This window comes from Amycolatopsis sp. NPDC004378 (genome assembly GCF_053602455.1).
On sequence record NZ_JBSGDR010000002.1, the window covers coordinates 153,049 to 176,045 of the forward strand.

General features: G+C 66.3%; 25 protein-coding genes. 10 read left to right on the forward strand and 15 right to left on the reverse strand.

Annotation, left to right across the window (positions count from 1 at the left end):
- Nucleotides 1-64 precede the first annotated feature (64 nt).
- Both ACWEN0_RS08375 and ACWEN0_RS08380 read right to left on the reverse strand, forming a co-directional pair.
- Nucleotides 65-1,186, reverse strand: a complete 1,122-nt coding sequence (locus ACWEN0_RS08375) for an ImmA/IrrE family metallo-endopeptidase (protein WP_451970299.1) — start codon at nt 1,184-1,186, stop codon at nt 65-67.
- Nucleotides 1,183-1,791: a hypothetical protein gene (locus ACWEN0_RS08380; protein WP_451970302.1), complete on the reverse strand. Its 609-nt coding sequence runs from the start codon at nt 1,789-1,791 to the stop codon at nt 1,183-1,185. The genes ACWEN0_RS08375 and ACWEN0_RS08380 overlap by 4 nt, the downstream gene beginning before the upstream one ends.
- Before the next feature lie 144 nt (nt 1,792-1,935).
- On the opposite strand from ACWEN0_RS08380, the gene ACWEN0_RS08385 reads away from it, so the two are divergent.
- The gene (locus tag ACWEN0_RS08385) at nt 1,936-2,433 is read left to right on the forward strand and encodes a hypothetical protein (protein ID WP_451970305.1); all 498 of its coding nucleotides are present in this window, start codon (nt 1,936-1,938) and stop codon (nt 2,431-2,433) included.
- Here ACWEN0_RS08385 and ACWEN0_RS08390 read toward each other — a convergent pair whose 3' ends face one another.
- The gene (locus ACWEN0_RS08390; RefSeq protein WP_451970307.1) at nt 2,434-2,844 is read right to left on the reverse strand and encodes a helix-turn-helix domain-containing protein; all 411 of its coding nucleotides are present in this window, start codon (nt 2,842-2,844) and stop codon (nt 2,434-2,436) included.
- A 275-nt stretch (nt 2,845-3,119) separates the two neighbouring features.
- On the opposite strand from ACWEN0_RS08390, the gene ACWEN0_RS08395 reads away from it, so the two are divergent.
- Nucleotides 3,120-3,863, forward strand: a complete 744-nt coding sequence (locus ACWEN0_RS08395; protein ID WP_451970311.1) for a helix-turn-helix domain-containing protein — start codon at nt 3,120-3,122, stop codon at nt 3,861-3,863.
- Nucleotide 3,864: 1 nt separating this feature from the next.
- Here ACWEN0_RS08395 and ACWEN0_RS08400 read toward each other — a convergent pair whose 3' ends face one another.
- Nucleotides 3,865-4,617 (reverse strand): hypothetical protein, encoded by a 753-nt coding sequence (locus ACWEN0_RS08400; RefSeq protein ID WP_451970314.1) that lies wholly within the window; start codon nt 4,615-4,617, stop codon nt 3,865-3,867.
- A gap of 218 nt (nt 4,618-4,835) precedes the next feature.
- Between ACWEN0_RS08400 and ACWEN0_RS08405 the strand changes: the two genes are divergently transcribed.
- Nucleotides 4,836-5,462, forward strand: coding sequence for a hypothetical protein (locus tag ACWEN0_RS08405; protein WP_451970317.1), 627 nt, complete (start codon nt 4,836-4,838; stop codon nt 5,460-5,462).
- Nucleotides 5,463-5,717: 255 nt separating this feature from the next.
- Here ACWEN0_RS08405 and ACWEN0_RS08410 read toward each other — a convergent pair whose 3' ends face one another.
- A complete protein-coding gene (locus ACWEN0_RS08410; protein WP_451970320.1) occupies nt 5,718-6,062 on the reverse strand; it encodes a peptidase inhibitor family I36 protein in 345 nt (114 codons plus the stop codon).
- Between the two features lie 405 nt (nt 6,063-6,467).
- Here ACWEN0_RS08410 and ACWEN0_RS08415 point away from each other — a divergent pair, with 405 nt between their 5' ends.
- Nucleotides 6,468-8,513 (forward strand): ATP-binding protein, encoded by a 2,046-nt coding sequence (locus tag ACWEN0_RS08415; protein ID WP_451970323.1) that lies wholly within the window; start codon nt 6,468-6,470, stop codon nt 8,511-8,513.
- 14 nt (nt 8,514-8,527) lie between these two features.
- A complete protein-coding gene (locus ACWEN0_RS08420) occupies nt 8,528-9,184 on the forward strand; it encodes a response regulator (RefSeq protein ID WP_451970326.1) in 657 nt (218 codons plus the stop codon).
- Between the two features lie 98 nt (nt 9,185-9,282).
- Here ACWEN0_RS08420 and ACWEN0_RS08425 read toward each other — a convergent pair whose 3' ends face one another.
- Nucleotides 9,283-10,800: a hypothetical protein gene (locus ACWEN0_RS08425; RefSeq protein ID WP_451970329.1), complete on the reverse strand. Its 1,518-nt coding sequence runs from the start codon at nt 10,798-10,800 to the stop codon at nt 9,283-9,285.
- A 132-nt stretch (nt 10,801-10,932) separates the two neighbouring features.
- Here ACWEN0_RS08425 and ACWEN0_RS08430 point away from each other — a divergent pair, with 132 nt between their 5' ends.
- The gene (locus ACWEN0_RS08430) at nt 10,933-11,130 is read left to right on the forward strand and encodes a hypothetical protein (protein ID WP_451970331.1); all 198 of its coding nucleotides are present in this window, start codon (nt 10,933-10,935) and stop codon (nt 11,128-11,130) included.
- A gap of 35 nt (nt 11,131-11,165) precedes the next feature.
- Here ACWEN0_RS08430 and ACWEN0_RS08435 read toward each other — a convergent pair whose 3' ends face one another.
- Together ACWEN0_RS08435 and ACWEN0_RS08440 are read right to left on the reverse strand one after the other, a co-directional pair.
- On the reverse strand, nt 11,166-11,744 hold the full coding sequence (locus ACWEN0_RS08435; protein WP_451970333.1) for a Fic/DOC family protein: 579 nt from the start codon (nt 11,742-11,744) through the stop codon (nt 11,166-11,168).
- Nucleotides 11,741-12,313, reverse strand: coding sequence for a type II toxin-antitoxin system antitoxin SocA domain-containing protein (locus tag ACWEN0_RS08440; RefSeq protein WP_451970336.1), 573 nt, complete (start codon nt 12,311-12,313; stop codon nt 11,741-11,743). Before ACWEN0_RS08440 ends, ACWEN0_RS08435 begins: the two co-directional genes overlap by 4 nt.
- A gap of 423 nt (nt 12,314-12,736) precedes the next feature.
- Between ACWEN0_RS08440 and ACWEN0_RS08445 the strand changes: the two genes are divergently transcribed.
- Nucleotides 12,737-13,183, forward strand: coding sequence for a hypothetical protein (locus ACWEN0_RS08445; protein WP_451970339.1), 447 nt, complete (start codon nt 12,737-12,739; stop codon nt 13,181-13,183).
- Entirely contained in the window at nt 13,180-13,839 is a 660-nt protein-coding gene (locus tag ACWEN0_RS08450; protein WP_451970342.1) for a hypothetical protein, read from the forward strand. The genes ACWEN0_RS08445 and ACWEN0_RS08450 overlap by 4 nt, the downstream gene beginning before the upstream one ends.
- 64 nt (nt 13,840-13,903) lie before the next feature.
- Here the strand turns inward: ACWEN0_RS08450 and ACWEN0_RS08455 are convergent, their stop codons facing one another.
- Nucleotides 13,904-14,707, reverse strand: a complete 804-nt coding sequence (locus ACWEN0_RS08455) for a hypothetical protein (RefSeq protein ID WP_451970345.1) — start codon at nt 14,705-14,707, stop codon at nt 13,904-13,906.
- Nucleotides 14,708-14,880: 173 nt separating this feature from the next.
- Here ACWEN0_RS08455 and ACWEN0_RS08460 point away from each other — a divergent pair, with 173 nt between their 5' ends.
- Nucleotides 14,881-15,762, forward strand: a complete 882-nt coding sequence (locus tag ACWEN0_RS08460; RefSeq protein WP_451970349.1) for a hypothetical protein — start codon at nt 14,881-14,883, stop codon at nt 15,760-15,762.
- Nucleotides 15,763-15,779: 17 nt separating this feature from the next.
- Here ACWEN0_RS08460 and ACWEN0_RS08465 read toward each other — a convergent pair whose 3' ends face one another.
- The 3 genes from ACWEN0_RS08465 to ACWEN0_RS08475 all read right to left on the reverse strand — a co-directional run bounded on the left by ACWEN0_RS08465 (nt 15,780) and on the right by ACWEN0_RS08475 (nt 19,553).
- Nucleotides 15,780-16,964, reverse strand: a complete 1,185-nt coding sequence (locus ACWEN0_RS08465) for a hypothetical protein (RefSeq protein ID WP_451970352.1) — start codon at nt 16,962-16,964, stop codon at nt 15,780-15,782.
- 229 nt (nt 16,965-17,193) lie between these two features.
- Complete coding sequence (locus tag ACWEN0_RS08470) at nt 17,194-17,997, reverse strand: hypothetical protein (RefSeq protein ID WP_451970355.1); 804 nt, start codon at nt 17,995-17,997, stop codon at nt 17,194-17,196.
- A gap of 125 nt (nt 17,998-18,122) precedes the next feature.
- Entirely contained in the window at nt 18,123-19,553 is a 1,431-nt protein-coding gene (locus ACWEN0_RS08475) for an ATP-binding protein (protein ID WP_451970358.1), read from the reverse strand.
- A gap of 590 nt (nt 19,554-20,143) precedes the next feature.
- Here ACWEN0_RS08475 and ACWEN0_RS08480 point away from each other — a divergent pair.
- The gene (locus tag ACWEN0_RS08480) at nt 20,144-20,383 is read left to right on the forward strand and encodes a DUF2188 domain-containing protein (protein WP_451970360.1); all 240 of its coding nucleotides are present in this window, start codon (nt 20,144-20,146) and stop codon (nt 20,381-20,383) included.
- 431 nt (nt 20,384-20,814) lie between these two features.
- On the opposite strand, the gene ACWEN0_RS08485 is transcribed toward ACWEN0_RS08480, so the two are convergent.
- The 3 genes from ACWEN0_RS08485 to ACWEN0_RS08495 all read right to left on the reverse strand — a co-directional run bounded on the left by ACWEN0_RS08485 (nt 20,815) and on the right by ACWEN0_RS08495 (nt 22,852).
- Nucleotides 20,815-21,207 (reverse strand): nuclear transport factor 2 family protein, encoded by a 393-nt coding sequence (locus ACWEN0_RS08485; protein ID WP_451970363.1) that lies wholly within the window; start codon nt 21,205-21,207, stop codon nt 20,815-20,817.
- A 110-nt stretch (nt 21,208-21,317) separates the two neighbouring features.
- Nucleotides 21,318-22,505, reverse strand: a complete 1,188-nt coding sequence (locus tag ACWEN0_RS08490) for an RNA polymerase sigma factor (protein ID WP_451970366.1) — start codon at nt 22,503-22,505, stop codon at nt 21,318-21,320.
- Complete coding sequence (locus ACWEN0_RS08495) at nt 22,502-22,852, reverse strand: YciI family protein (protein WP_451970368.1); 351 nt, start codon at nt 22,850-22,852, stop codon at nt 22,502-22,504. The genes ACWEN0_RS08490 and ACWEN0_RS08495 overlap by 4 nt, the downstream gene beginning before the upstream one ends.
- Nucleotides 22,853-22,997: the final 145 nt, after the last annotated feature.

The window sequence follows — 22,997 nt, forward strand, 5'->3', positions numbered from 1 at the left end:
TACGCTCCGAGTCGCCGCACCCTTGTCGCCCGCCAGAACAACGTCCAGCGGGACTGGCGGCCGGTCACGGCGATCGTCGACCCTGCCTGCGCGCATGCAAGCTCACCACATTGTCCGACACGGGAATAGTGTCATGGCGCGGCTCTGGCAGGAATGGCAGCTCGTCCGCCCTCGCATGCCGGTTAAGCACCATGAACGCTAATTCGTGCGACCACTTGGACTCCTCGACCATCAGCTCGACGTTCGGCCCCGCCCCGTACCGGATCTCCGCCGCCTTACGGAACCCGCGAGGCTTTTCCACCGGCACATGCCCGGGCTCATGCTGATTCCAGCCCCTCGAGCTCATCTGCTTATACAAACTGGTGGCACGGTCTTGGTCGATGAACCCGACTTCCCGCGCCCGCCGGATCAGGCTCCGCAGCGACACTCCCCACTGAGTCTTCACCATGGTCAACGCGCTCAACGTGACCCGCCTAGGCAGGTCCGAACGCATGCTCTCCAGGGGAGTCAACAGCTCCGCAGCAAAGGCGTCGGCCTCAGCTTCGACCTCTTTGCCCGTCTGCCCTGCACGGTGCAGCACCAGATGCCCTAACTCGTGCGCGAGCGTGAACCGCAGCCGATCGCCAGGAACTCCGTCCAACAACGCCACCACTGGGATGTCGTCATGCCAGGCGCAGAAACCATCCAGGTTGCTCTCACTGTTCGGCAAGCCGAGCACACTCACGCCTAAACGCTCAACTGCCAGCACCACATACGGCAGGGGGCTGGACTCATCAAACCCTAGCCACCGGCGAACCTCCCCAGCCGCTTCCCGTGCTGGCACACCATGCAACGTTGTCATCGTCACCGGTATCGGCTGCGCGCTGGTCAACAGCCGGCGGTACTCCTCGTCGATAACGTCGGCCCAGCCCAGCGCCGCGCTGCGTGTCCGCTCGGTCAGGCTACTGCGGGCACGAAACTGCGGGGAATGCGCCACCAGGCCCGGCACAGACGGTCGTTCAAAAAACTCTGGGCTCACCCCCAGATTCGCCGCGACGAGCGCAGCGGTGTGCACGTCGAGCTCGGCCTTGCCCTTCTCGATCCTCGACAGCCTCGGCTGGGTCAGCTCGGGTATTTTTTCGACAAGCGCAATCTGCGTGAGCTTATGCAGCTCACGCAGCTGGATAATACGTTCGCCTGCGCTCATCCCAGTCGTTGCGCTCCTAGGCCCGGGTATTCGGCGACAGCGGGCAGCAGCTCAAGGTCGGCGGCTCGCATGGTCGCCATCGATCGCTGAAGCGTCCCGCGCCAATCGAGCTTCAGGCTGTCGCGGCGGTGTGAGCCGCCCAGCGGCCGGAACAAGGTCAACGGCTCGACCAGCACGCCGTCCTTGTCATGCCACAGCAGGATGATGTTGTCGGTCGGCACACCGGCCAAGTCCAGCGCGGGCTGCTGGCGCCAGAACTCCTGGCGCTTCGCCGACGGTCCCGGGATCGGCAGGACCACGCGGCCCCTCCTGTCGATCGTCGGCCTCAAGATCTTGAGCGCTATCCCACCATAAGTGACCAGCAGACCAGACATGGGGTTCGCGGGGCGTCCAGTGTCCTCGTCAACAGCCTGAAGCCCAGCGGCCTTGAGTTTGTCGCACACCGTCCGGCGGGCCGAATGAGCGAAGTACCAAGGGTCATCTGGGCGTTGCAGGCCGCGGCGAGCATGATCGGCCGCCGCGGCCGTCAGGCCCGCGTCCAACGCGTCGAAGATTGGCTTGATGACCGGCTGGAGCCTGCTCACCGTCTGCCCAAAGGATGCCATGCGCATATTATGCCAGCGATGTTCACATGTTGGCCGCAAGCCTTCCCTTCCGCGTGTCCAGGCATGGTCGCTTAGATGCCGCTCGCAAGATGAACAGCCCGTCCCAGGTCACGACCAGCCGCGGTCACCCCCTATCCCACGGGAATGTCCTACCACGCAAGTAAAGTGGCCTCGGTGATGGCGCGAAAGAACACAGCGACGATCCGGACAGGCCCGTCATCTGACGACGCTCATGACATCGTCTACTTCACTCGCCACCCCGGCGACGACCCCGCCGAGGCCACGCCCGGCCGTGATTTCCTGCGCACCGTCTGCCCAGGCAAGGTCCGGGCGAAGATGCAAGCGGTGCTGGCCGCAGTCGCCGCGGCACCTCCCAAACGCTTCGCCGGCGGCGGCATGTGGGAGGCCATGCACGGCGACATGACCGGCTGGTTCGAAGTCCGCTGCGACGGCCCCGGCAGACACCACTACCGGCTGTTCTGCCTGCTCGACTACGACGCCGAAGGAGTCGACAAGCCCCTGCTCGTTGTCATCGACGGCCGCGACAAACCGTTCAGAACCGAACTCGGCAGCAGCGACTACGCCGCCGTCCGGGCCCTCGGCGACGAATACCGCCGCCGCGACCCGCGCTCGATCAGCTGATCACGGCGACGTAGCCAGCTCCCGCCGCCGCACAATGCCATCGGCGACCTTCTCCGGCTCCTGGGCCACACCCATCCGCAGCGGCGCGGTCACGCAAGCCTGCTCATCCGCGTCCAACGGCTCCAGCGTGATCTTCATCCCCAGCGCCGCGGCCACTTCAGCCAAGGTCCCGATCGTCGGATTGCGCTGACCTGCCGACAGCAGGCGGCGCACCACCGAGGGAGTCTCGCTGATGGACCGGGCCAGCTCAGCCTTGCTCAGGTCGTCAGCCTCACGCGCCTGGTCCAGCATGTTGATCAGCCGGTCGATCGTCTCGATCCGGACGCTCTCGACAATGTAGGCGCGCAGCAACTCCGGGTCTCGCAGGTCCTCGACAAGGTCATCCCAGAAACGGGAGCGCAGGGTCGACATGGTCAGATCACCTCCACAGGAGCGTGACATATATGCTACGCACAACGTGGCGTGCTGGCAAGCCACCACCTCGCCAGCCGCGACCACGTCCGCGGCCCGGGACAGCGACTGCCCAACCCAGCGACGCCGGGACTTCGCCCGAATGCGTGTTCGACTCCCTCGCGGGCGAACGTCACCCGTTCCGGTATCCGCGCTGGCCGAGGGTCCCTTTCTGTCCTACGGACTGATGGACTGCCGCTGTGCCGCCACCCTTGACGCCTCACCAGGTTGAGCTCTTGCGCTGGCTGGGCGAGGGATGTCCTGAACGCGACTGGCCCGACCACAGCCACAAAGTCACCATCCGAGCCCTGCAAAGCCGCGGGCTCGCCACGATCAGCCGCAAACACAAGGTCTGGGCCGCGGCGATCACCGAACGCGGCCGCTTCTACCTCGACCATGGCCGCTACCCGCCGGTCATCGCCAGCCACGCCACCGCGACCGACCCACCCGCGGTACGGCTCGGCCGCGGTCAACGGCGCACCGACCATCCCGTGCCCGACACGACCGCCCGCGCGATGCAGCGCATCGGCCGCCGGCCCAAGCCGCCCGTCACCCGCACCGCGCGCACCATCCAGGAGAGCGTCATGCGCTACAAAGTCGTCGTCACCCGCGTCCAGGTCGCCGAGCGGTTCGTCCGCGCGGCCAGCGAGGAAGACGCCGCCGCCAAAGTGCAGGAAGAGGTCGAGCGGCCCTACGGCTACCTCGGGTCCTGGAAAACGACCGGCACCGAGCTCGACGTCATCGAGGCCGAACAGACCACCGTCATCAAACCCACCTCGCTCGCGGCCGACGGCCCGCTGCTGCTCAGCCTGAAGGACGCCGGCAAAGCTCTTGGCCTGAGCTATTCGACGCTGTATCAGATGGTCGGCCACGGCGACATCGACCATGTCCTGCTCGGCACCCGCAAGTACATCTCCCGCGAACACCTGCTCGAGTTCATCGAACGCAACACCCACAAGGGCTACTACCGTGCCCGCTGACTCACCTGCCGACCGGCACAGCCTGTTTCTGCAACTCGTCCAGCTCGCGCTGGATCTTGCCCGCCCGGCGCGCCGCTGCGTCGGCCTTCTTCTGCGCGCGGTCCCGCTCCCGCTCGGCCTGCTCCCACTCCCGCGTCAACCGCTCCATGTCCGCGCGCCGCCGCACTTCACCGGCCGGCAGCTTCTCCGTCTCCACGATCCCGCGAATCTGGCCGCACTCACCGCACGTCGCCGTGCTCCCGGTCCATCGCTCGTTCGAGCGATGCTGCGTCTTCTCCGCGACGTGCCCGCAGGTGAACGTCAATCGCCACATGTCCAGGTCCTCCGGCCCTGGCCGCGGCGACCTGGTGAAAATCGCCCAGACCTCCTCCAGAACGGCCGGATCGACCGGCGGTGGAGGGCAACAGTAGCCGCAGTGCTCCGCCCGGGAGTTTCCGACCAACCAGCGGTGCGCACGGCAATCACCGTGCCGGCCCAGGTATTCCGCGTTCGCGGCGTCATAGTCGGCGCGCTGCTCGGGAGTCATCTTGATCGGCGGCACGCCCGCACCTAGGCCGTCGTCGATCGGCAGCCCGCATCCCCGGCACGCGGCACCAGCAGCGATTTCCTCTTGGGTCAGGCGCGTTCCGTTCGCTTCCCACTCCCGCTCGCGTACTTCGAACCGGACCGCGTCCTGCTCCGCCTGTAGCGCATCGGCGTAACGACGTTGCGCCGCCCGCCGCGCCTTCTCTTCGTCCGAAAGCCTCTTGCCCACGTTTCTTAAGCGGCTGTCGTGCCCATGTCCTTGAGAGCCACTAGCCGCCATCACCCGCATGACATCGGGCAAACCCCCCGGACGGCCTCCTCCTGGCCGCCGACGGCGGCAGCAACACCACAACGCGATCAATCAGTGACCGGCTCCGGCTCACCGGCACCGTCTCGCTGCCCCTCTGCATCATCGAGGCGCGCGCGTACTCTCACTAGAGTCTGCTCATGCCCCGCACGCGGACACAGCAGATCCGGCTGGTCACCTTCCGGGCGTTCCGCGCCGGCCGGACCTTCATACGCCGCGTTCACCACGAGGCGACCGACGCGTTCGACGGGCAACCACCAGCAGACATCGATGTCCGCGAGTGTGTCGATGCCCCCGGCATGGTGCAGGCGCTCAGCGAACCCGCGACTCTCATCGTCGTGTCCGGACACGGCTTCCGTCCCCAGCCCGGCCTCCCAGACGGCGGAATCGGCGCGACCCGCTGGACCGACGACGGACCGCTGCTTCGATGGCACGAGTTCACGTCCCACAGCCAGGGCCGCAGGATCGCCAGCACCGGGTTGATCATGGACAGCTGCTACACCGGACGACCCGACCATCTCACCACCATCAGCGGCGTGCTCTCCCACGACACCGGCTACGTCGGCTTCCGCTCCACCGTCCGCACCCGGCAAAGCACCACCGTCATCCTGCCGCTGGTCATCGAACTCCTGCGGCAATCCCAGCACACGATCCTCACCCCAGACATCGTGGCCGCCACCGCACACCAGCTCACCGCCGGCAACCCGCATAAAATCCCCCACTGGACACCGGTCGTCACCACTCGGCTCAGCCCACCCGACCAGTGACGTTGTGGCGTGACATCACGGGGGACCACGAACACGCCCGCTACGTCGGCCAGGACGTCATCGACCAGCATAATCCGATCGTCACCAACCCACCCGCCAGCAAAGGCGGCAGCCGCTGCGTTCAGCTGCGACCAGTAGAAGAGGTGCTCGACGAGCCGGGCCTGGCCTGGCATCATCGACCGCGCGCTCCCGGCTGGCACCTGATCTTCGGCGAAGAGTCACCTCCCGCGACCACAGCAGGACAGGTTAGCCGACCTAACCGCCGTCGGGGCTGTGCGCACTGAGGTTCTTGTCGCAGCCCTCCACACGCAAGTCGGCGCGATAGCCGCGTGGCTGTTCCCGGACACACGGGTCACCAGCAGGGGTTCCCGCGTCCACGTAGAAGTTCACCCACTGGCTGGTGTTGTTGTAGTACGAACTAACGTGGTCGTTGACCGCGATTCCGTCGCTAAACCTGTCACCAGCGTAGTTCAGAGCGCTCACACCATAGGCCTTGAAACCACCGGTGAAATAGTAATCCTCCCAGACACAGACCGAACCGTCCGGACACGCTTCGAACGGCGTCGAAGCAGCCCGCAGGGACGGCTCCTGGGACGTCATCGAGGTGACAGCCGCCGCAGCGCTCGATGGCAGAGCAGTCCCCGATGGCGAGGGAGGAGAACTCACGGTCGTCTGCAGGGGAAGCAGCCACGCCGCTAACGCCACGACCACCCCCAACCCTGTCAGGACCGTCGCCCACCCTGCCCACCCCCACCGGCTCACCAGCGCTCACCCGCCATCAGCCCGGTCCCTCGTGCCGTGATCGCTGCCAGCCCCACGTTCTCCCCCTCGGATTCGGCCAACACTGTTTGCACCTCTCGGTAGCAGGACGGTCTCTCCACGTTATGAGCGAGGTGGGTGCGGCCGCTGGTAGGCCAGCCGCAGAAATGCCCTGAGGCCAGCCCCGGGGCGGCGGTGGGGTCTTCCCCGTGGACGGGTTGATCGTCGGCCGGGACACTGTCAACGATGACTACCCGCCAACGGTTCACCACAGTCGCCGGCATCGCGCTCGGCACCGCCGGGCTGCTGGCCGCCTGCTGGCATATCGCGGCAGTTCCCGAGCGGGGCGGGGTTCTCGCCGGCTTCAGCTGGATGAGCATCGGCGTCGCACCATTGTTCGGGGTCGCGGTGTGGCTGGTCCGCCAGCGACCGGAACACCCTCAAGCCCGCAGACTGCTGCTGCTGACCAGCTCAATGGCTGTCTTCGACGGGATCTCGGTACCGGTCCGCGACATCTACGCGGCCAGCGGTGCGGGCGGCTGGCTGTGGCCGGCCAGCACACTCTCACAATGCCTCGCCCAGCTAAGCGTGATCATCGGGGTACAGATGCTGTCCGCGTTCCCCGACGGCGGCGTGGAACGCAGATGGCAGCGAATCCTGCTGCGGCTGATGTGGCTGCACCTGCTGCTACCGCCGCTGCTCCTGCTGGCCAGCCCGAACCTGGTGATCGACCCGTATCTGCTTGACCCGGCTCCGCAGGTGCCGAGCCCGTTCGCGGTGCCGCAACTGGCGTGGCTGGCCGGGCCGGCAGGCGCCGCGGCCAAAGGCTTCGCCGGGCCCATCGTGGTGGCCGTCATCCTCTCATCCCGCTACCTGCACGCCAGCCGGCAACTCCAGGCTCGCATGCGGTCGATGGTGTATGCGATGGCGCTCATCATCCCGGTTTCACTCGCCTACGGCGCGCTCACCGTCCAGTTCGGACAGAACAATCCTCTCTGGCGGCAAGGGGGTCTCGCCCTGGGGATCGTCGTGCTGCTCACGCTCTCGGCCATCACCGTCATCGGGATCGTCCGGCACCGGCTGTTCGACGTCGATGTGACGCTGCGGCGCTCGGTCGTGTTCGGCGTGCTCTCCCTCGGCATCGCCGGTATATATTTCGGTCTGGCCGCCGCACCCGGTCTGGCGCTCGGCAACCGCATCCCGGTTGAGCTCGCCGTAGTCATGACGATCGGTGCCGCAGTTATCTTCCAGCCGCTGCGCCGGCGGCTGGAAAAACTCGCCGACCGGATCGTGTTCGGCGAACGGATCAACCGCTACCAGGTACTGACCGCGTTCGGTTCCCGCCTCGAGCACACCGTCGAACTCGGCGACCTGCTACCACGCCTCGCCGACACCACCCACCAGGGACTCGCCGCCAGCTGGGTACGGGTGACGCTGCCAGACGCCACCGCGGTCGCGGGTCAGCCATCCGGTGAAACCATGCTGACCGTTCCACTCGAACGTGGCCGCGAGATGGTCGGCACCATCGAATGCGGTGCGAAGGACGGCGGCTACCAGCCCGACGATCGCGTGCTGCTTTCCACCCTGGCCGGTCAGGCAGCCACCGCGATCGCCAACGTCCAGCTCACCGCCCGGCTCGCTGAACAGGTCGCCGAACTGGAACGCTCCCGTGCCCGCATCGTCACCGCGCAGGACACCGAGCGGCGCCGGATCGAACGCAACATCCACGACGGCGCCCAGCAGAACGCGGTCTCGCTGATCATGAAACTCCGGCTCGCACGCAACCAGCTCGGCCGCGGCGACCGATCCCGCGACGACGTCTTCGATGAACTGCAGCGCGACACCCGGGACCTGCTCACCGACCTGCGCGAGCTCGCACACGGCATCCACCCGCCGGTACTGAGCGACCAGGGACTCGTTCCCGCCGTGCAGGCCAAGGCCGACCGGGTCCCCCTCGACATCCACGTACACGCCGACACCGCGCTGCTAGCTGAACGCTTCGACGCCGAGATCGAAGGCGCCGCCTACTACGTGGTCTGCGAAGCCCTGACCAATTTCGTCAAACACGGCGCCGCCCACACCGCCGGCATCGAACTGACCACACGCGACGGTCATCTCGCGGTGCTGGTGCGCGACGACGGCACCGGCATAACCTCGGCCAGCAGGAACGGGCACGGGCTCGCGAACCTGCGCGACCGGGTGGAAACCCTTGGCGGCACGCTCACCATCGACAGCTCACCGGGCACCGGCACTACCGTGCACGCCACAATGCCCATCGGAGGCAACAAGTGACTGACCGGCTCCGCGTGATCATCGCCGAGGACCAGTACCTCGTCCGCGAAGGCACCCGCGCCCTGCTGGAAGACTCCGGCGAGGTCGACGTACTCGCCGCGGTCGGCAACGCCGACGAACTACGCGACGCGGTGCGCCGGCTGACCCCCGACGCCGTGCTCACCGACATCCGGATGCCACCAGGCCACCACATGGAAGGCATCAACGCCGCCCACGCGATCCGCGCCGAGCACCCCGGAATCGGAGTAGCGGTGCTCTCCATTCACACCGACGAAAGCTACGCGTTCGCCTTGCTGCGCAACGGCACATCCGGCCTCGCCTACCTGCTCAAAGACCAGCTCGGCGACCTCGACGCCCTCATCCGGGCACTGCGTGAGGTCGCAGGCGGCGGGTCCGTGATCGACCCCATGGTCGTCGAAGCACTCGTCGCCAGGCAAACCAGAAACGCCGACTCCCCGCTAGCCGCCCTCACCCCGCGCGAACTCGATGTATTACGCGAAATGGCCCAGGGCAAAACCAACCTCGGCATCGAACAGGCACTGACCATGTCCCCCTCCACCGTGGAAAAGCACGTCAACGCCATCTTCAGCAAACTCGGCCTCACCGAAGAACCCCTCAACCGCCGGGTCGCAGCCGTCCTCGCCTTCCTCCGGCACCGGCCCACCGACTAACAAGAAACCCAGCCAGCGCGCGGCCCGGACCAGGCCACTGTCGCCACTTCGTGAAACTGATCCCCCAGGAGTTCCTCGGGTTCCAGGGCGAATTTATGTCAGGCTAGCGACGCTTTGCCGGAATCGTGCCCGTGAGCAATCGCGGCATCGTCCGCATACGACACTGACAACGTGACTGGGCTGCGCACAGACGCATCAGCGGGCGGATCTAGCTTCATCAGCTCGTACAAACTAGTACGCAGTACCTGAGCGTTCTTGTTCGCCGCCGCGGCCTGCGAGCGCCGCCCCGCCGCACTGACCGCCTTGGTGTGCTTGATAGCCGCTTCTACCTGCACGCGAAGGTCGCCATCGAGATCAAGCTCCTGCGCTGGGCCGCTGGTCAGGGATCTCTCGGTAGCCATGGACGCGCCATCGTGAGGGCCTTCGCCGACAGCCAGAACAGGAAGTCCCAGCCCCGCGGCGTATACGGTCATTGATCCGTGATCGCCGACGACGCAGTCGGCGGCGATCAGTGCCACACGCTGGTCATCAGTCGGAGGAACCAGGAGCAGGCCAGCGGCGAGCGCATCATGTAGCCATTGCGTGAGCTGCCACGTGCCGTGCGCAGCCCAGACATTCGGGTGCAGGATCAACGCAACGCGGAATTTGTCGGGCGGCAGCTGCGTGATCAGTGTCTCCGGCAGGCGAGGCTCCCGGCCGAGTAATGCGTTCCCGGTCCAGTCAGAAGTGACAGTGACCAGGTGACGTCCCTGATCAACGCCGAGAGCCTGCCGGTAGCGGGCGCGCTGCGGCCAGCTTTCCACGATTCGGTCAAAATACGGGTCGCCGATCACTTGCGCACGATCAACCACCGCAGGAACGACAGTGCGGAGCCTGTGTAAGTCAGCCTCACTGGCGAGACCCAGCATCACCCGGGCATTGCGATTATCGGCCTCGCCGTGAAGCCATTCCGCCGCTAGCCCGAAGATGGCTCGTCGAGGCACCGTTTGTGACGGTTGAACCTTCTCTCCGATCGGCACAATGGTCCTCAACGGCGCCGACAGAACGGCCAACGGCCCGCTCGGCATGAACGTGTCCCAGCCGGCGTTGGTCGTCACGATCAAGTCGAACGCGTGGTTCATCGCCTCTCGCCACGGGATTTCGACCAGCCCGCGCGCCTGCACGAGGCGTGACGCTTCAGAGCCGAACGACAACCTGTCGTGAACGGTAAAGACCACCCGGATTCTGATGTCGCTGCTCAACAACGAGACCACGTCCAGCATCCGCTCCACAGAGCCGTTGCCGACCGCTACTAGCACGGTGCGTTCTGGCGGTACGGTCAACCAGAGGCTTCCGTCCCGCAGCGCCTGGGACGGCCGGCGGCTGTCGATCTCGGCTAACAGGTCCTCAATCGCCTGCCGCTTGCCGATCCACTCGGCTTCGTCACCCCCCCATGCGCGAGCGAGGGCGGCCACGACGTCGCGGCCGGGCAGCCGAGCGCCTTTGAGGGCGGCGTACAGGGTTGACCTGGGGATATTCTCAGCCGAGCTGATCTGATCGATCGTCGGAGCACGACTGCCTAAGTCAGCACGAAGGGCGCGCAGTTCGGTAGCGAACTCCGCGAGCGGACCGTCCACAGGCCCGGTCGATGTTGCGCGTCGAACCATATCTACCCTTCAATGTCTACCCATAGTACCGCTTAGTCTCGCGTGCTACTGTCTCGCTTCATCCGCACCGCACACCAGCCATGCACAAGGAGCCACCTCCCCATGGACAAGCCCGGAGCCCAGCGGGTGCTCCTTGTCATCATCGCCGTCTTGCTCGGCATCATCCTCGCTCTGGTGGCCGGAATCCTCGCATCCCTGGGCGGCGGAAGCACGGTCGCAGCGATCACCAGCGGCGGCATAGCTTTCGCCGGCACAGTCACGCTCGCCCTGCTGGTCATGAATGCCCTGCGACTGTTGTGACAACCGGGTGAAGCCTGCAGGCACACATCACCTAACTACATGCGGACCACAACCGGGGCCAGCACCTGACGTAGCTGCGAGTAGTCCTTCGTACGCCACGCGTGCTCCGACGCGGCGATGTTGCTGACCTTGTCCAGCGCCGACCAGTCGAGCCGGAACCCCGCCGCGGCCGATAACTGACGCAAGAACGCCCGCAACGTCCGGCCGTTGCCTTCCCGGAACGGGTGACAGGCGTTCAGCTCGCCATAGTAATACGCGAGGCGTTCCACGAAACGCTCCAGGCTCAGCCCGATCATCCAGCCGTCGTCTTCCAGGCCCGCCAGGACCGACGAGGTCTCATCCTCAATGAACGGTGTCAACGCGAACGTGGTCCGGCCCTTGTGGATGTTGACCGTACGGATCTGCCCGGCCCACGCGTAGACGTCACCGAACAGTGCCCGGTGAAAGGCCTGCATATGGGTGAGGTTGTACTCGCCGGGCAGCGTCTCCCTGCTCAGCACGATGTCCCGGTACGCGACGATCTCACCCTCGGCCGCCCGCAGCTCCGCCGGGTCCTCAAGGTCGAGCTTGTTCGCCAGACAATCCGTGCCGGGAATCAGGTACGGGTCGGTCACTGACGGCGGGCCCGCCGGATCACGTCCGCGACCGCGTCATCAGCCGACACCGCTCCGCTGGCCACCGCCCGCAGCTTCTCCTGCTGCGTGTCGTCGAACTCCACACCCTCGATCGCCGCGCTCGCCATCACCTGGGAGACCGCAACGTCGATCGGGGATTGCTGGCGGCCGTAAAAGTGCTTCATCTGCTGCCGGTCGATCGCCGTTGACGACCGATCACGCGGCCCGAGTGCGCCTCGCGCGATCAGCCACGGGGCTTCCATGTGCGTCATCTGCGACAGCGACTCCGCCGAGAAGCGGCCGTACTTCTCCAGCACCCACCGCAGCGTATCCCGCTCGAGAGGAGCCAGCTTGGCCTGGTCACCGGCCGGCCAGACCGACACCTGCAGCTGGCCCCGGTGCTTCTCGTACAACGATCGGGTCACCGGACCTTGCGGCCATGCTTCGATCGCGTCCTCGAACAGCGGCATGGAGTGGAACACCAAGTGCCAGGCCTGCGAGTAGTAGACGAGCTTCTGCAGTTTCATCGTCGTCACCGGCCCAGTCTCGGCCAGCAGCGCCGCTGCCACGTCATGCACCCTAGCCACAGCAACACCACCTCCAAGACGGCCCGTGACCAGCACGTTTGCTTTGCCGTTTAAACGTCAAAACCTACTCTAAGTCTACAGGCACCCGACAGTTAGACACATCCACAGCGGCGTGTCGTGTTGACTCCGCCGCCGCGACCACAAATGCCGCGGAAGGGACTGTTCCCGGTCGGGTGAAGGTGACCAGAACGCCGCCGATGAGACGCGCGCGCATCAAGCTCGGCGGCTGTCCGGGCGACTATGGCCAGAGGTGACCAGCGCGGCCGCGGCATCGATGATCTATCGCGGGCACGTTCGAGAACGTTCATAGCAGGACCCGCAATTTCGCGGGCCTTGAGTGTGTAACGCGCCGTGTTCGCGCCGCGACTTGCGTGAAGCGGCAGGACGAGGAAAGGTGGTCTGGCTGTGAGTGGCTGGATGTCGACCGGGGCCGCGCTCGTCGCGGCACTGGCGGCAGTGATCGGAGCTCTCGTGTCGGCGGCGGCGGCGCGTCGGAGTGAGCGGAAGCTCATGGCGTCCACCGAGCGGGCGCTGGCCCGGTTGCGCGCTGAGGCCGCCCAGAGCGCTCTGCTGGCTGCCGGTGTGGAGTCCGCCGCGGACAGTCGTGCCCTGCTGGAGCTGTTGCTGCGTGCGGACGAGATTCAGATCCTGATGCGCACGAAGCAGGGTGTGGCATTGGATTTGGCGCAGTTATGCAGCGCGACCGCGTTGCCGCCGAGCCGGGCACGAGATTCGATCACGCGCCTGATGGGGCTGGGTCTGCTGGGCGCCGAGCACGACAAACATGGTGCCGGGTCTGCTGTTCGATACCGCAAGCAAGTAGCTGACTCGCTCATCGGAGGAGCCGGATGAGCGCGACGATGCCTGGTTTCCTATCGGCTGGAGTGCTGTCGGTTGCGGTGACCTCGATCGAGTTGAACTCGTCGCTGACCAAGCCGCTGGCCTATCGGCGACCAAACATTCTGGGGTGGCTGGCCGCCCGCGTCGGGCTGGACCTTGTGGCAGCCGTGCTAGTGCTGGTTCTGGTCCTGCCGCTTCTGGATCGACCGGGAACCTGGTCGGCTGGGTTTGTCGGCGGGATCGTCGCCGGCTTGAGCGGGCCGGTGTTGCTGCGCGCGCAGTTGGCAACGCTGAAGTCCGGCAAGGAACACACCGCTTTGGGGCTGGGGCAACGCTACCGAGAACTCCGGAAGATCATCGACGAGGCACTCGACGACCACGGCGCGGTAGCCCAATCCTCGTGGTTGACCACGGTCGTGATGCCCAAGATCGGAGAACTGCCCCTAGGCGAGATTGAGCGGTTCACCTGCAACTACATTCGCGGCGTAGACCGGTTCTCCGAGCGCGACAAGAAGAACCACCTCAACGCGATCGAGGCAGCCTGCGCGGACACCCGCACGCAGGAGAGCGAACGCAAACGGGTAATCGTGCAGAACATGCTGGACATCGGAGGGAGGCGGATCATCGCGGAAATGATCCGCGCCAGCAAAGGCACAGTCGCACGCTAGAGGCAGCACAACCTGGGAAACCACGTCCCTCGCCACGCCGCCGGGAGACAGAACACCCTGCCCCTCATGACTGGCCGCTGGCGAGCGAGGCCGGCCAGCCTTGCGCGGTTTCCCTCAGCAATAGGCGTTGCAGCCGCGGATCGGTCCAGATGTTGAGCTGATCGGCCAGCACCGGCACCAACTCTTCATCCTCGTCCGCCGCGTCCCGCAGCAACGCGACCAGCCCGGTGAGAACATGCTGGCTCATCTCCGCCACCGCACCGGCCATCGTCCGATCGCGATCGCCGGCCAGCAACACCGCCCGCTTGCGGTCGGCCTCCGATGCGTCGCGCATCGCTAACTTGCGTGCAGCGTCAACATGCTGCGGCACCGGCCCCAGGCCAGGCTCATCCACAACGCGGTACCGGGCGATCTGCGACCACGGCAACCCCGACATCATGTCGATGCCGCCACCATCGCGGATCAGCCATGACTCGACGCGGTCCCGGCCGGCGCGAAGTTTATCCAGCAGGCGGGCATGCCGAAGCTTCGGATCGCCCAGAGCCGTGACCACACGTTCCAATTCCTGCCACAGCTCATCATCACTCGGTGCCGGCTGGCTCAGCGCCATTAAGCGGTGCAGTACCCGAGACTGAACATCGTCCGGCACCTCGTCTGGCGGGTTCTCGATCCACGCAATGCGAAGCTCGCGGACCTCGTCCCGATCGGCTGGTGGCCGGCCCGCGCGAATCGCCGCATCCCGCTCCCGCCACTGCTCGAGCGTGATCTCGCCGTCCCACGCCCGGTCTCGCAAGATCCACAGCTCGTCGAGAACGTCGACCGGCCAACCCCACAACTCTTGGGCTGTCAGCACTTCATCAACATCCATAACGCCTACCCTGCCAGACCAGCACCCCGCCATACTCACTGACGCGCACCCGCCGGTAACGAGCGCCGTCCGCGCCCGCCAGCAGGCCCACACGGCTGGCATGCTTGCCGAAACGGCTGGCCTTCACCACCGCTGGTCACGCTCAGCCGGGAACCTAACCACCAAGAGAGTGGATGCGCGCGGAATGGGTCAGCGTCGCGTCGCTGGTGATCGCGCTCGGGTCGCTGCTCTACAGTCGCCGCAGCGCGCGCACCGGCCGGCGGTCCCTCGACGTGGCCAGTGTCATCGGGCAGGTCAACTACGAGAACGCCCGAGCCGGCCACACTCCGGCCGCCACTCTCGTGCTGACCGAGGTCGAACACCGGCCCGCCACCGCCCGCGACCAGGGCGGCATCGTCGGCGCTGAGGCTCGAACCTGGGCCGAACAGCACGAAGCCGACAGCCTGGAGGTCGTGGCCCGCGGCCAGTTGACCAACAACACCGGCCACGAACTGCTGGTGACCCTGCGCGACCACCCCCGCTCGCGCCGGCAGGGCAGATACAGCTTTCGTAACCAATCGGTCTTCATTCTCGACTGCGCGGAAGTCGACCTCGGCCGAACGGTCCTGCCCGCCGGAGCCGACGTCACGTTTGAGTGGATTGACCGCCGCACGCGGCAGGAGTGGACCGTGATCCATGGCCTCGGCGACGCCTGCGACGGAACAAGCTCCCCGTTCGCCGTCGGTTTGTCCTGGCGCGACTATCTGAAAGCCCCGTTCGACTCCTACGCCGCCGAACGGGTCCGGCAGCGCACGATCGCGCGGTCCGGCTTCTACATTGTCTGCGAATCCCGGGCCACTGAACGGGTCGCCACCATCTGGCACGCCGAAGTCGTCCAGGCACCGATCGCCATCTCAGGCCACAACCCGGACACCGGCCGAGTTACCTACGGACCGGCCGCGCGCTCGGTCACCGGCCCCATCGACGATGACATCATCCGCTACCGAGTCACGGCCGACCCTGCGCTCGCGCTCCTGCGCCCACCCCGACTACGTTACCTGCGCGGCCGTGACTAGCTGCGAGCGTCAACGATTCAGCGATGCACGCCATCTGGCATTACGTCGAGGCGATCATCAGCGGCAGGAACTGGCAGCCGCACCGACGCGGTGACGTCTTCGTCGTTGTGTGTATCGATTATGGGCGGAGTGTCCCAGGATTTCGGGTTCTCGAAATGGATAACACACCCGCCATAGCTGGCCCGGTGCACCCCGACGTAGCCGCCGGCGAACTCGGCCTGGCCGAACTCGACACTGCCCCGGTTAAACGAGCAGTCACCGAAGGCCAAGGTTCCGGCGAGGAACTTGGCGTGCCGGAAATCAGCCCAGGCGCCCTCGAACCTCGCGCAACTGAAGGTGACGCGAGTCCCGGAGAACTTCGCGTTGCCAAAGTCGATGCTGCCGCCCGCGAGGTTCATGTCATCCAAGTTCAGGGCGCCGCCGGTCAGCCACGAGTAGCTGAAGTCCAGGAAGCCATCACGCAGTTCCGCCCCGTGGAAATGCACGACAGATCCGGCGAGCTTCACGCACCCCAGGTTGAGGGTTCCTCCCGACACGATCGCGCCGCTGAAGTCGAGGACCCCGCCGGACAGGACAGCCCCGTCAAAGTCGACCTTGCCGCCCGGGAACACCGCCTTCTCGAAGGACACTGTGCCGCCGGTGACCCGGATCGCGTGGAAGTCCGCACTATCGATGAGCGCACCGGTGAAGTCGAAATCATGCCCCTGCCACGAGACAGGCACATCGCCGCGGAGATGGTCGGCGATCACCCGAAAGATGCTCTGGCGGACTTCACGCTCCCCATGCCACTGCGCCAGGCCGGCAACGGAGCTGGGCGGCTGCGGCTCGCAGTGCATTCTCAGGTGGGCGCACAGCACGTTGATGCACATCTGACGGCGCTCGATCGTTTCATCAGCGAGTTCGGCCATCGCGTATACCCCGGCCAGCCGCACCGTGGCGATCGCGTGGCCGAGTTGTTCGGCGGCTTTCATGAACCTGTCGGTGAATAGCTTGGTCTCTTCCCGCCTGCTGGCGGCCACCTCTCGCTGCTCGGCGACTTCGCCCAAGCGCTGCTTGCGGTAGGCGACCATCAGGAAGATGACACCGCCGATGCCGCCGGTGAGGGTCAACGCGATCTTGAGAAGATCGAGCACTTGCTGCCGGTCTCCGGCGGAGCTGGCGAGCCCGGAGCCGCTCAACAGCCACCACAGCAGCGCCGACATCCCGGCAAAGACGGCTATCCCGAGAGTCAGCCAATAGGCAATGTGCCGAGCCAACGTCGTCCTCAGCAGTGAAGGACGTGGTTCTGTCTCGCCGTCCAGTACTGCCGAGCGGCCACGGTGGGGCATGTCGAGACCTTCTTCGTCGTGAGCAACCGGACCCGAAAGCATTCCCACCCGCAGCAAGGCACACCACCACGGCGGTGTGCACCGCCCGGCGCGACCGGACGGGCTACGGCTCGAGATCCTCATCGGACAACTGCCATCCATGCGATGTCTCCCGCATCAGCAGCCCCTGCACCAGCGGATCTCGCCAAATATCCACCTGCTTGGCGAACGCCGGCTTCAGTTCGTCATCCCCGACTGCGGCGTCCTTGAGCAAGTCCACCAAGCCCAGCAAACCAGCCCGGTTGAAGTCCGCCATCGCCTCGTCCATCCGACGGTCACGATCGTCAACAAACAACGCAGCGCGGCGACGCTCGTCCTCGGACGCCTCGCTCAACGCCATTTTTCGTGCCGAGTCCACGTACTGCGGCACCGGCCCTAGGACCGGATCTTCCACCACCCTGTAGCGCGCAATTGTCGCCCATGGCAAACCTGACAACATGTCGACACCGCTGCCGGGCCGGGCCAGCCAGGACCGGACGGTGTCCCGGCGGGCCCCCAGCTTGCGCTGCAGATCCGCCCGGCGAAAATCCGGATCACTCATCGACTCGACGATCTCCGCCAGTTCCTGCCACAGATCTTCGTCAGTCGGTGCGGGCACAGTGAGCACCATCATGCGGTGCAGCAGCCGGTCACGGGCATCGCGCGGCACATCCGCCGGCAGGTCCATCAGGCAGGAAAGCCGGAACTCGCTGACTTCCTCGACGTCCACCCGCGGGTGGCCAGGCCGCAGTGCGGCGTCTTGTTCACGCCACTGCTCGAGCGAAAGCTCACCATGCTGCGCCCGCGACCGCAGCTGCCACAGCTGGTCAAGCACCTCGACCGGCCAGCCCCACAGCTCGTCAGCGGTCAGCGCCTGCTCAAAGTCCATCCGCCCAGCATTCCAGACCCTGACGCCCCAGGTCGCGAGTCGGCGCAGCGGCCCGCCCGAAGCCCTGGCTGATCACTCGACAGCCGTGGCCCTTCCAGGTTCGCGCCACACAACCAGCCGGCCGGTCAGGAACCGTCGATCAGCTCCCACACCGCCCGCGGGTCCTGGGGCGACTTCCCGATCCGGCGGACCAGGCCGAACTTCTGCAGAGCCCTTAGCCGGGTCATCGTCGCCGGACGGCTCAGCCCCAGCGCGTCCACAATGTCTCCCGTCCCCAGCGATCCGCCCGCCGTCCGCAGGATCGCCAGGACACGCTGACTGCCCGACGGCAGCTGGGCAGCCAGCCGCGGATCAAGACTGGGCACGTTCACCAAGCTCAGCCGCACCGTGCCCGCGGTCTGCCGGTAGATCGGATCGGTCAACCCCACGCGGCGCATCTCCGCGAAGATCCGCTTGATGCCCTCACCAAGTTCCTGCCCGATCCGCAGGTCCGCGCACACCCTGGCGATCCTGGGGTTGCGGGCGAACCGGCTGATCTCCAGCGGCTTAGTGGGGCTGGCCAAGCCGGGGAACCGCCCCGGGCTCTCGATCTCGATCCGGTTCGGGTAGATCTCGACCCGAATATGATCCCCGGCGAGACTGTACGAGCGGTGAATGACCGCGTTTACCAGCCCCTCCAGCCAGGCATCACGCGGCACGATCGGTGTTGGGCCGAACGTCCCGTCAGGCTGCAACGCCCGCCTCTTGGGCATCAGCTTCTCGATCTCGGCACTGGCTCGCTGCACCACAGTCGGGATCGGACCCTCGATCCGCAGATCCATCCCCTCTTCGATGTTCAACCCGGCACCCGTGCCGCGCTCGGTATCGAGGAACCGCAGGACACGAACATAGGCCTGAGGGAACAGCAGACCCGGCGTCCGGCCGAACAGCAGATACCCGCCGTTGGTCATCTTCTCGTCGCGGGTGAGCAGGCTCCGTGCCTGCAGGATCTTCTGTACCGACGACGCCCCCATCGATTTCTTGTAGTGGTTCAGCAGGTTGCCGTCCACGTCCGACAAGTCCACACCCGGCGCGGGCTGGCCGTCGTACTGGCTCTGCCCCTTGTCGAACTGCAACTCTTGGCGCTGCACGAACGTCAGCCGCCGACTCTCGTCGCCGACCCGCAGATAACAGTCACCCGACTGGGTCTCATGCACGTGTTCGCTGGGATCGATCCGGATCACCAGCACCACGTCAGGATCGCCAGCCTCATTCACGCAGGCGACCTCTTCGAACGTCGCCCGCACAGGCGGCGCGGTGAAGTCGAAAGGCGCTTGCCGGAAGTCGTTCAGCTTCTGCCTGCTGCCGGCGAAGCCCTGCACCTTGCCGTTATGCAAGCCGACGACGACCGTCCCGCCCTCGGCATTGGCGAACGCGACCAGCGCCGGCGCGAGATCCTTCGCCGCCATCCGCGAGGACTTCCGGTCGAACCACTGGTCCTCGTCCGCAGCGATCAGCAGAAGGCCGATCCGCTCGGGTTCCGCCACCAGGGCCTGATCGATCTCGTTCGCAGTCACAAGCCCTACTCTAAACTCTTACTAGTAGCGAGGACTCGTCTGGCCCGCTAGCAGGTCTGGTTTCTAGTGCGCTAGCGACTAGAGACGTTTTACCAGCTCAGGAGCCACTTGACTCCTTTCTAGTAACGTTACTAGTAGCTGTCAGCGAGTAATCTATGCACATCGTGTAACCGACTCGACGTCCGGATGAGGGTCGCTTCGAGCGTCATGCGCCACCTCCCCGAGTGACGGCTTCCTGACACGGCCCCGTAGTAGCTCGGCCTTCGGGCCACCACCAGTCGATCTACGGACCACACCGGACCGCTTCGCGCAGGGGCAGCACGAGCCCGGGCAGCTAGGGTCCGATCGAAGATCCCCGGTAGCGCTCGCGCAACTCAGTATCACTTTCTGTAACACACTCAGCGCAGGCCGGGAGCGATCAGTCCGCCAGCAGCCTCACTATGGCCTCACTTGAGCTGCAGAAACAGAGCCTTCAGATCGCACAGCAGCCACCGTTCACCCGGAAACTGATTGTGATCATGCCTCCTACGGTGATCTCCTCAAGAGCAACACCTTGCGCCCTGCGCGCAGGAGGACACGAGGAGCAGAGCATGAGCGACGACGACCGGCATGTGGTGCCCAACCCAGACGGCGGGTGGGACGTGAAGAAGCCCGATGCGCAGCGGTCCAGCGGGCACTACGACACCCAGCGGGAAGCGACAGCGCGGGCACGGGAGATCACCTCGAACACCGGCGGCGAGACGGTGATCCACCGTCCGGACGGCACGATTCGGGACAAGGACACCTCCCGCCGCGGCAACGACCCCTTCCCACCTCGCGACAAGCACTAGAAAGCCGGATGCTGGCCGGCTCGCGGCGACGCGGGCCGGCCAGCATCCGGCCCTCGAACAAGGCGGTCAAGCAACTCCACCAGCCGGGCCCACAGGTCGTGAACCCCGGGCCCGCTCAAAATCCATCCGCCGACTACCCCAGACCACGCATGCGACCCGCGGCTCACCACGCGATGCGCCAGAGGGAACTGGCGAGCTGAGCAGTCTCACGAATTCCCAGCTCACCAGCCTGATCTCCAGCAACATCCCAACAACATGCCCCGGTCAAACCGGGGCAACCACGGACAACCCCGGGAACGAGGATTCCCTGCTCAGGACCACTTTCCTGGGGCCGGATTTGGGTTCCCAAGCTGAATACGCGGGTTCGATTCCCGTCATCCGCTCTGGAACGAAAGCCCCGGACGTGGAGTCCGGGGCTTTCGCACTTCTTTTCAGGCCCAGAAATTGTCGTCGGCGGCTTCGTCGCTCGAGACGTCCGTCAGTTCCGTCGCCTGGCCGTCGCGGATGCGGAAGACCAGGGCGTGGCGCGTGTCGAGCTGCTTTCCCGCACGGGTGCCCGTCGAACGGTAGACCGTGACGACTTCCTCGTCGTTCGCGTAGACCTCCTCCAGCTCCACCTTCAGCGTTCCGCCGCTTCGCTCGGCCAGTTGCCCGTACATGGCGAGGATCGCGTCGCGGCCCTTGTGGTCGCCGGAGAACACGTTGTGCCCCGGCATGTGCTGGACGGCGTCCGGCGCGAGGATTTCCGACAGCGTCGCGACGTCGCCCGTGGAAAACGCCGCGTAGCCGCGACGGATGAGTGTGGCGTTCTGGTGTTCGGCCATGGGTGGCCTCCTCGGATAGGACGTCCGTTCATGGAACGCGCCCGTCCGGACGACGGTCAAGCCGCGGTTTTTCACTGAGCGGTAAGGAAAACACCCACAACAGGACTCGTCTACTGTGGACTCAACCGGCGACGCAGGTGCGCCGCGTGGGCGGCCGGGAGCCCGGTTTCCACCGCGCGCTCCAACGCCTCGGACGCCGACGGCGAACCCAGGCGGTGCAACAATTCCGCCCGCGACGCGTGCCACCACGGGTAGTCGTCCAAGTCCGGCAACGCGTCCACCAACGCCAATGCCGCCGCCGGGCCGTCCCGTTCCGCCACCGCCGCCGCGCGGTTCACCCTGACCACCGGGGTGTCCTGGACCGACAACAGCACGTCGTACCAGGAAATCACCGCGTCCCAGTTCGTTTCCGCATAGGACGGCGCCAAATCGTGGCAAGCCGCGATCGCCGCCTGGACCACGTACGGGTTCGGCACCGAAGGTGTTCGGCGCAACCCCACGCCGACCAGTTCGACGCCCTCCTTGATCAGCGCGAAGTCCCACGCCGAACGGTCCTGGTCGGCCAGCAGCACCGGCATCCCCGACGAGAACCGGGCCGCGCGACGGGCGTCCTGCAGCAGCACCAGCGCCAGCAGGCCCAAGGCCGTGGGCTCGTCGGGCATCAGCGAAACCAGCAGGCGCGCCAGCCGGACCGCTTCCGCGAGCAGGGCCTCGCGGCCCGTGTAGCCCTCGTTGAAGATCAGGTACACCGTCGCCGCCACGCCGGCCAGCCGGGACGGCAGTTCTTCGGCGGGAGGCACCCGGTACGGGATCCGCGCCTGGGCGATCTTCTGCTTCGCCCGGGTCAGCCGCTTCGCCATCGTCGCTTCGGGGACCAGCAGGCCGCGCGCGACCTCCGCGGTCGACAACCCGCCCAACGTCCTGAGCGCCAGCGCCACCTGGGCGTCCAGGGACAACGCCGGGTGGCAGCACGTGAAGACCAGGCGCAGCAGGTCGTCGCGGACGGAAACCGGGTCCGGGAACGGGTCGACGGCCGGCATCGCGTCCGCCTCCTTCCCGAGCCGCTTCGCCTCACGGCGGACGACGTCCACCGCGCGCCGGCGGGCCGCCACCAGGAGCCAGCCGCGGGGGTTGCCCGGGACGCCGTCGCGCGGCCACGTCTCCAGCGCGCGCACGACGGCGTCCTGGACCGCGTCCTCGGCCAGGTCGACGCTGCCGGTGACGCGGACCAGCGTGGCCAGTACCCGGGTGCCCTCCTCCCGGACCAGCCGCGCGACCGCGTCCCCGGCGTCGGTCACTGGCCGAAGTCGACGACCGGCCGGACCTCGATCGCGCCGTCCCAGGCGCCCGGGATGCGCGAGGCGACCTTGACGGCTTCGTCGAGGTCGGCGCACTCGAGGAGGTAGAAGCCGGTCAGGGCTTCCTTCGTCTCCGCGTACGGGCCGTCGCTGGTGACGACGTCGCCGCCCTTGCCGCCGGTGACGCGGACCGTCGTCGCGGTGGCCGTCGGGTACAGGGCCGCGCCGCCGCGGATCACGGCCTGCGCGCCGTCGTGGAACTCGTTGTAGTCCTTCATCATGTCGACGGCCTCGGGCTTGGTCGGGTCGACGTCGGAGGCGTAGATGATCGCGGCGTACTGGGGCATGGCTGCTCCTCACAGGTCCTGACCGGCGCCGATCGCCGGCTATCACTGTAAGGACGAACGGGCGAAGGCGCGGCTGGACACTTGCCGCGGAGAAAGTTTCCCGGGCGGGGTGGCGGGCATGGGCCTGCCGCTCGACCACCTGCCG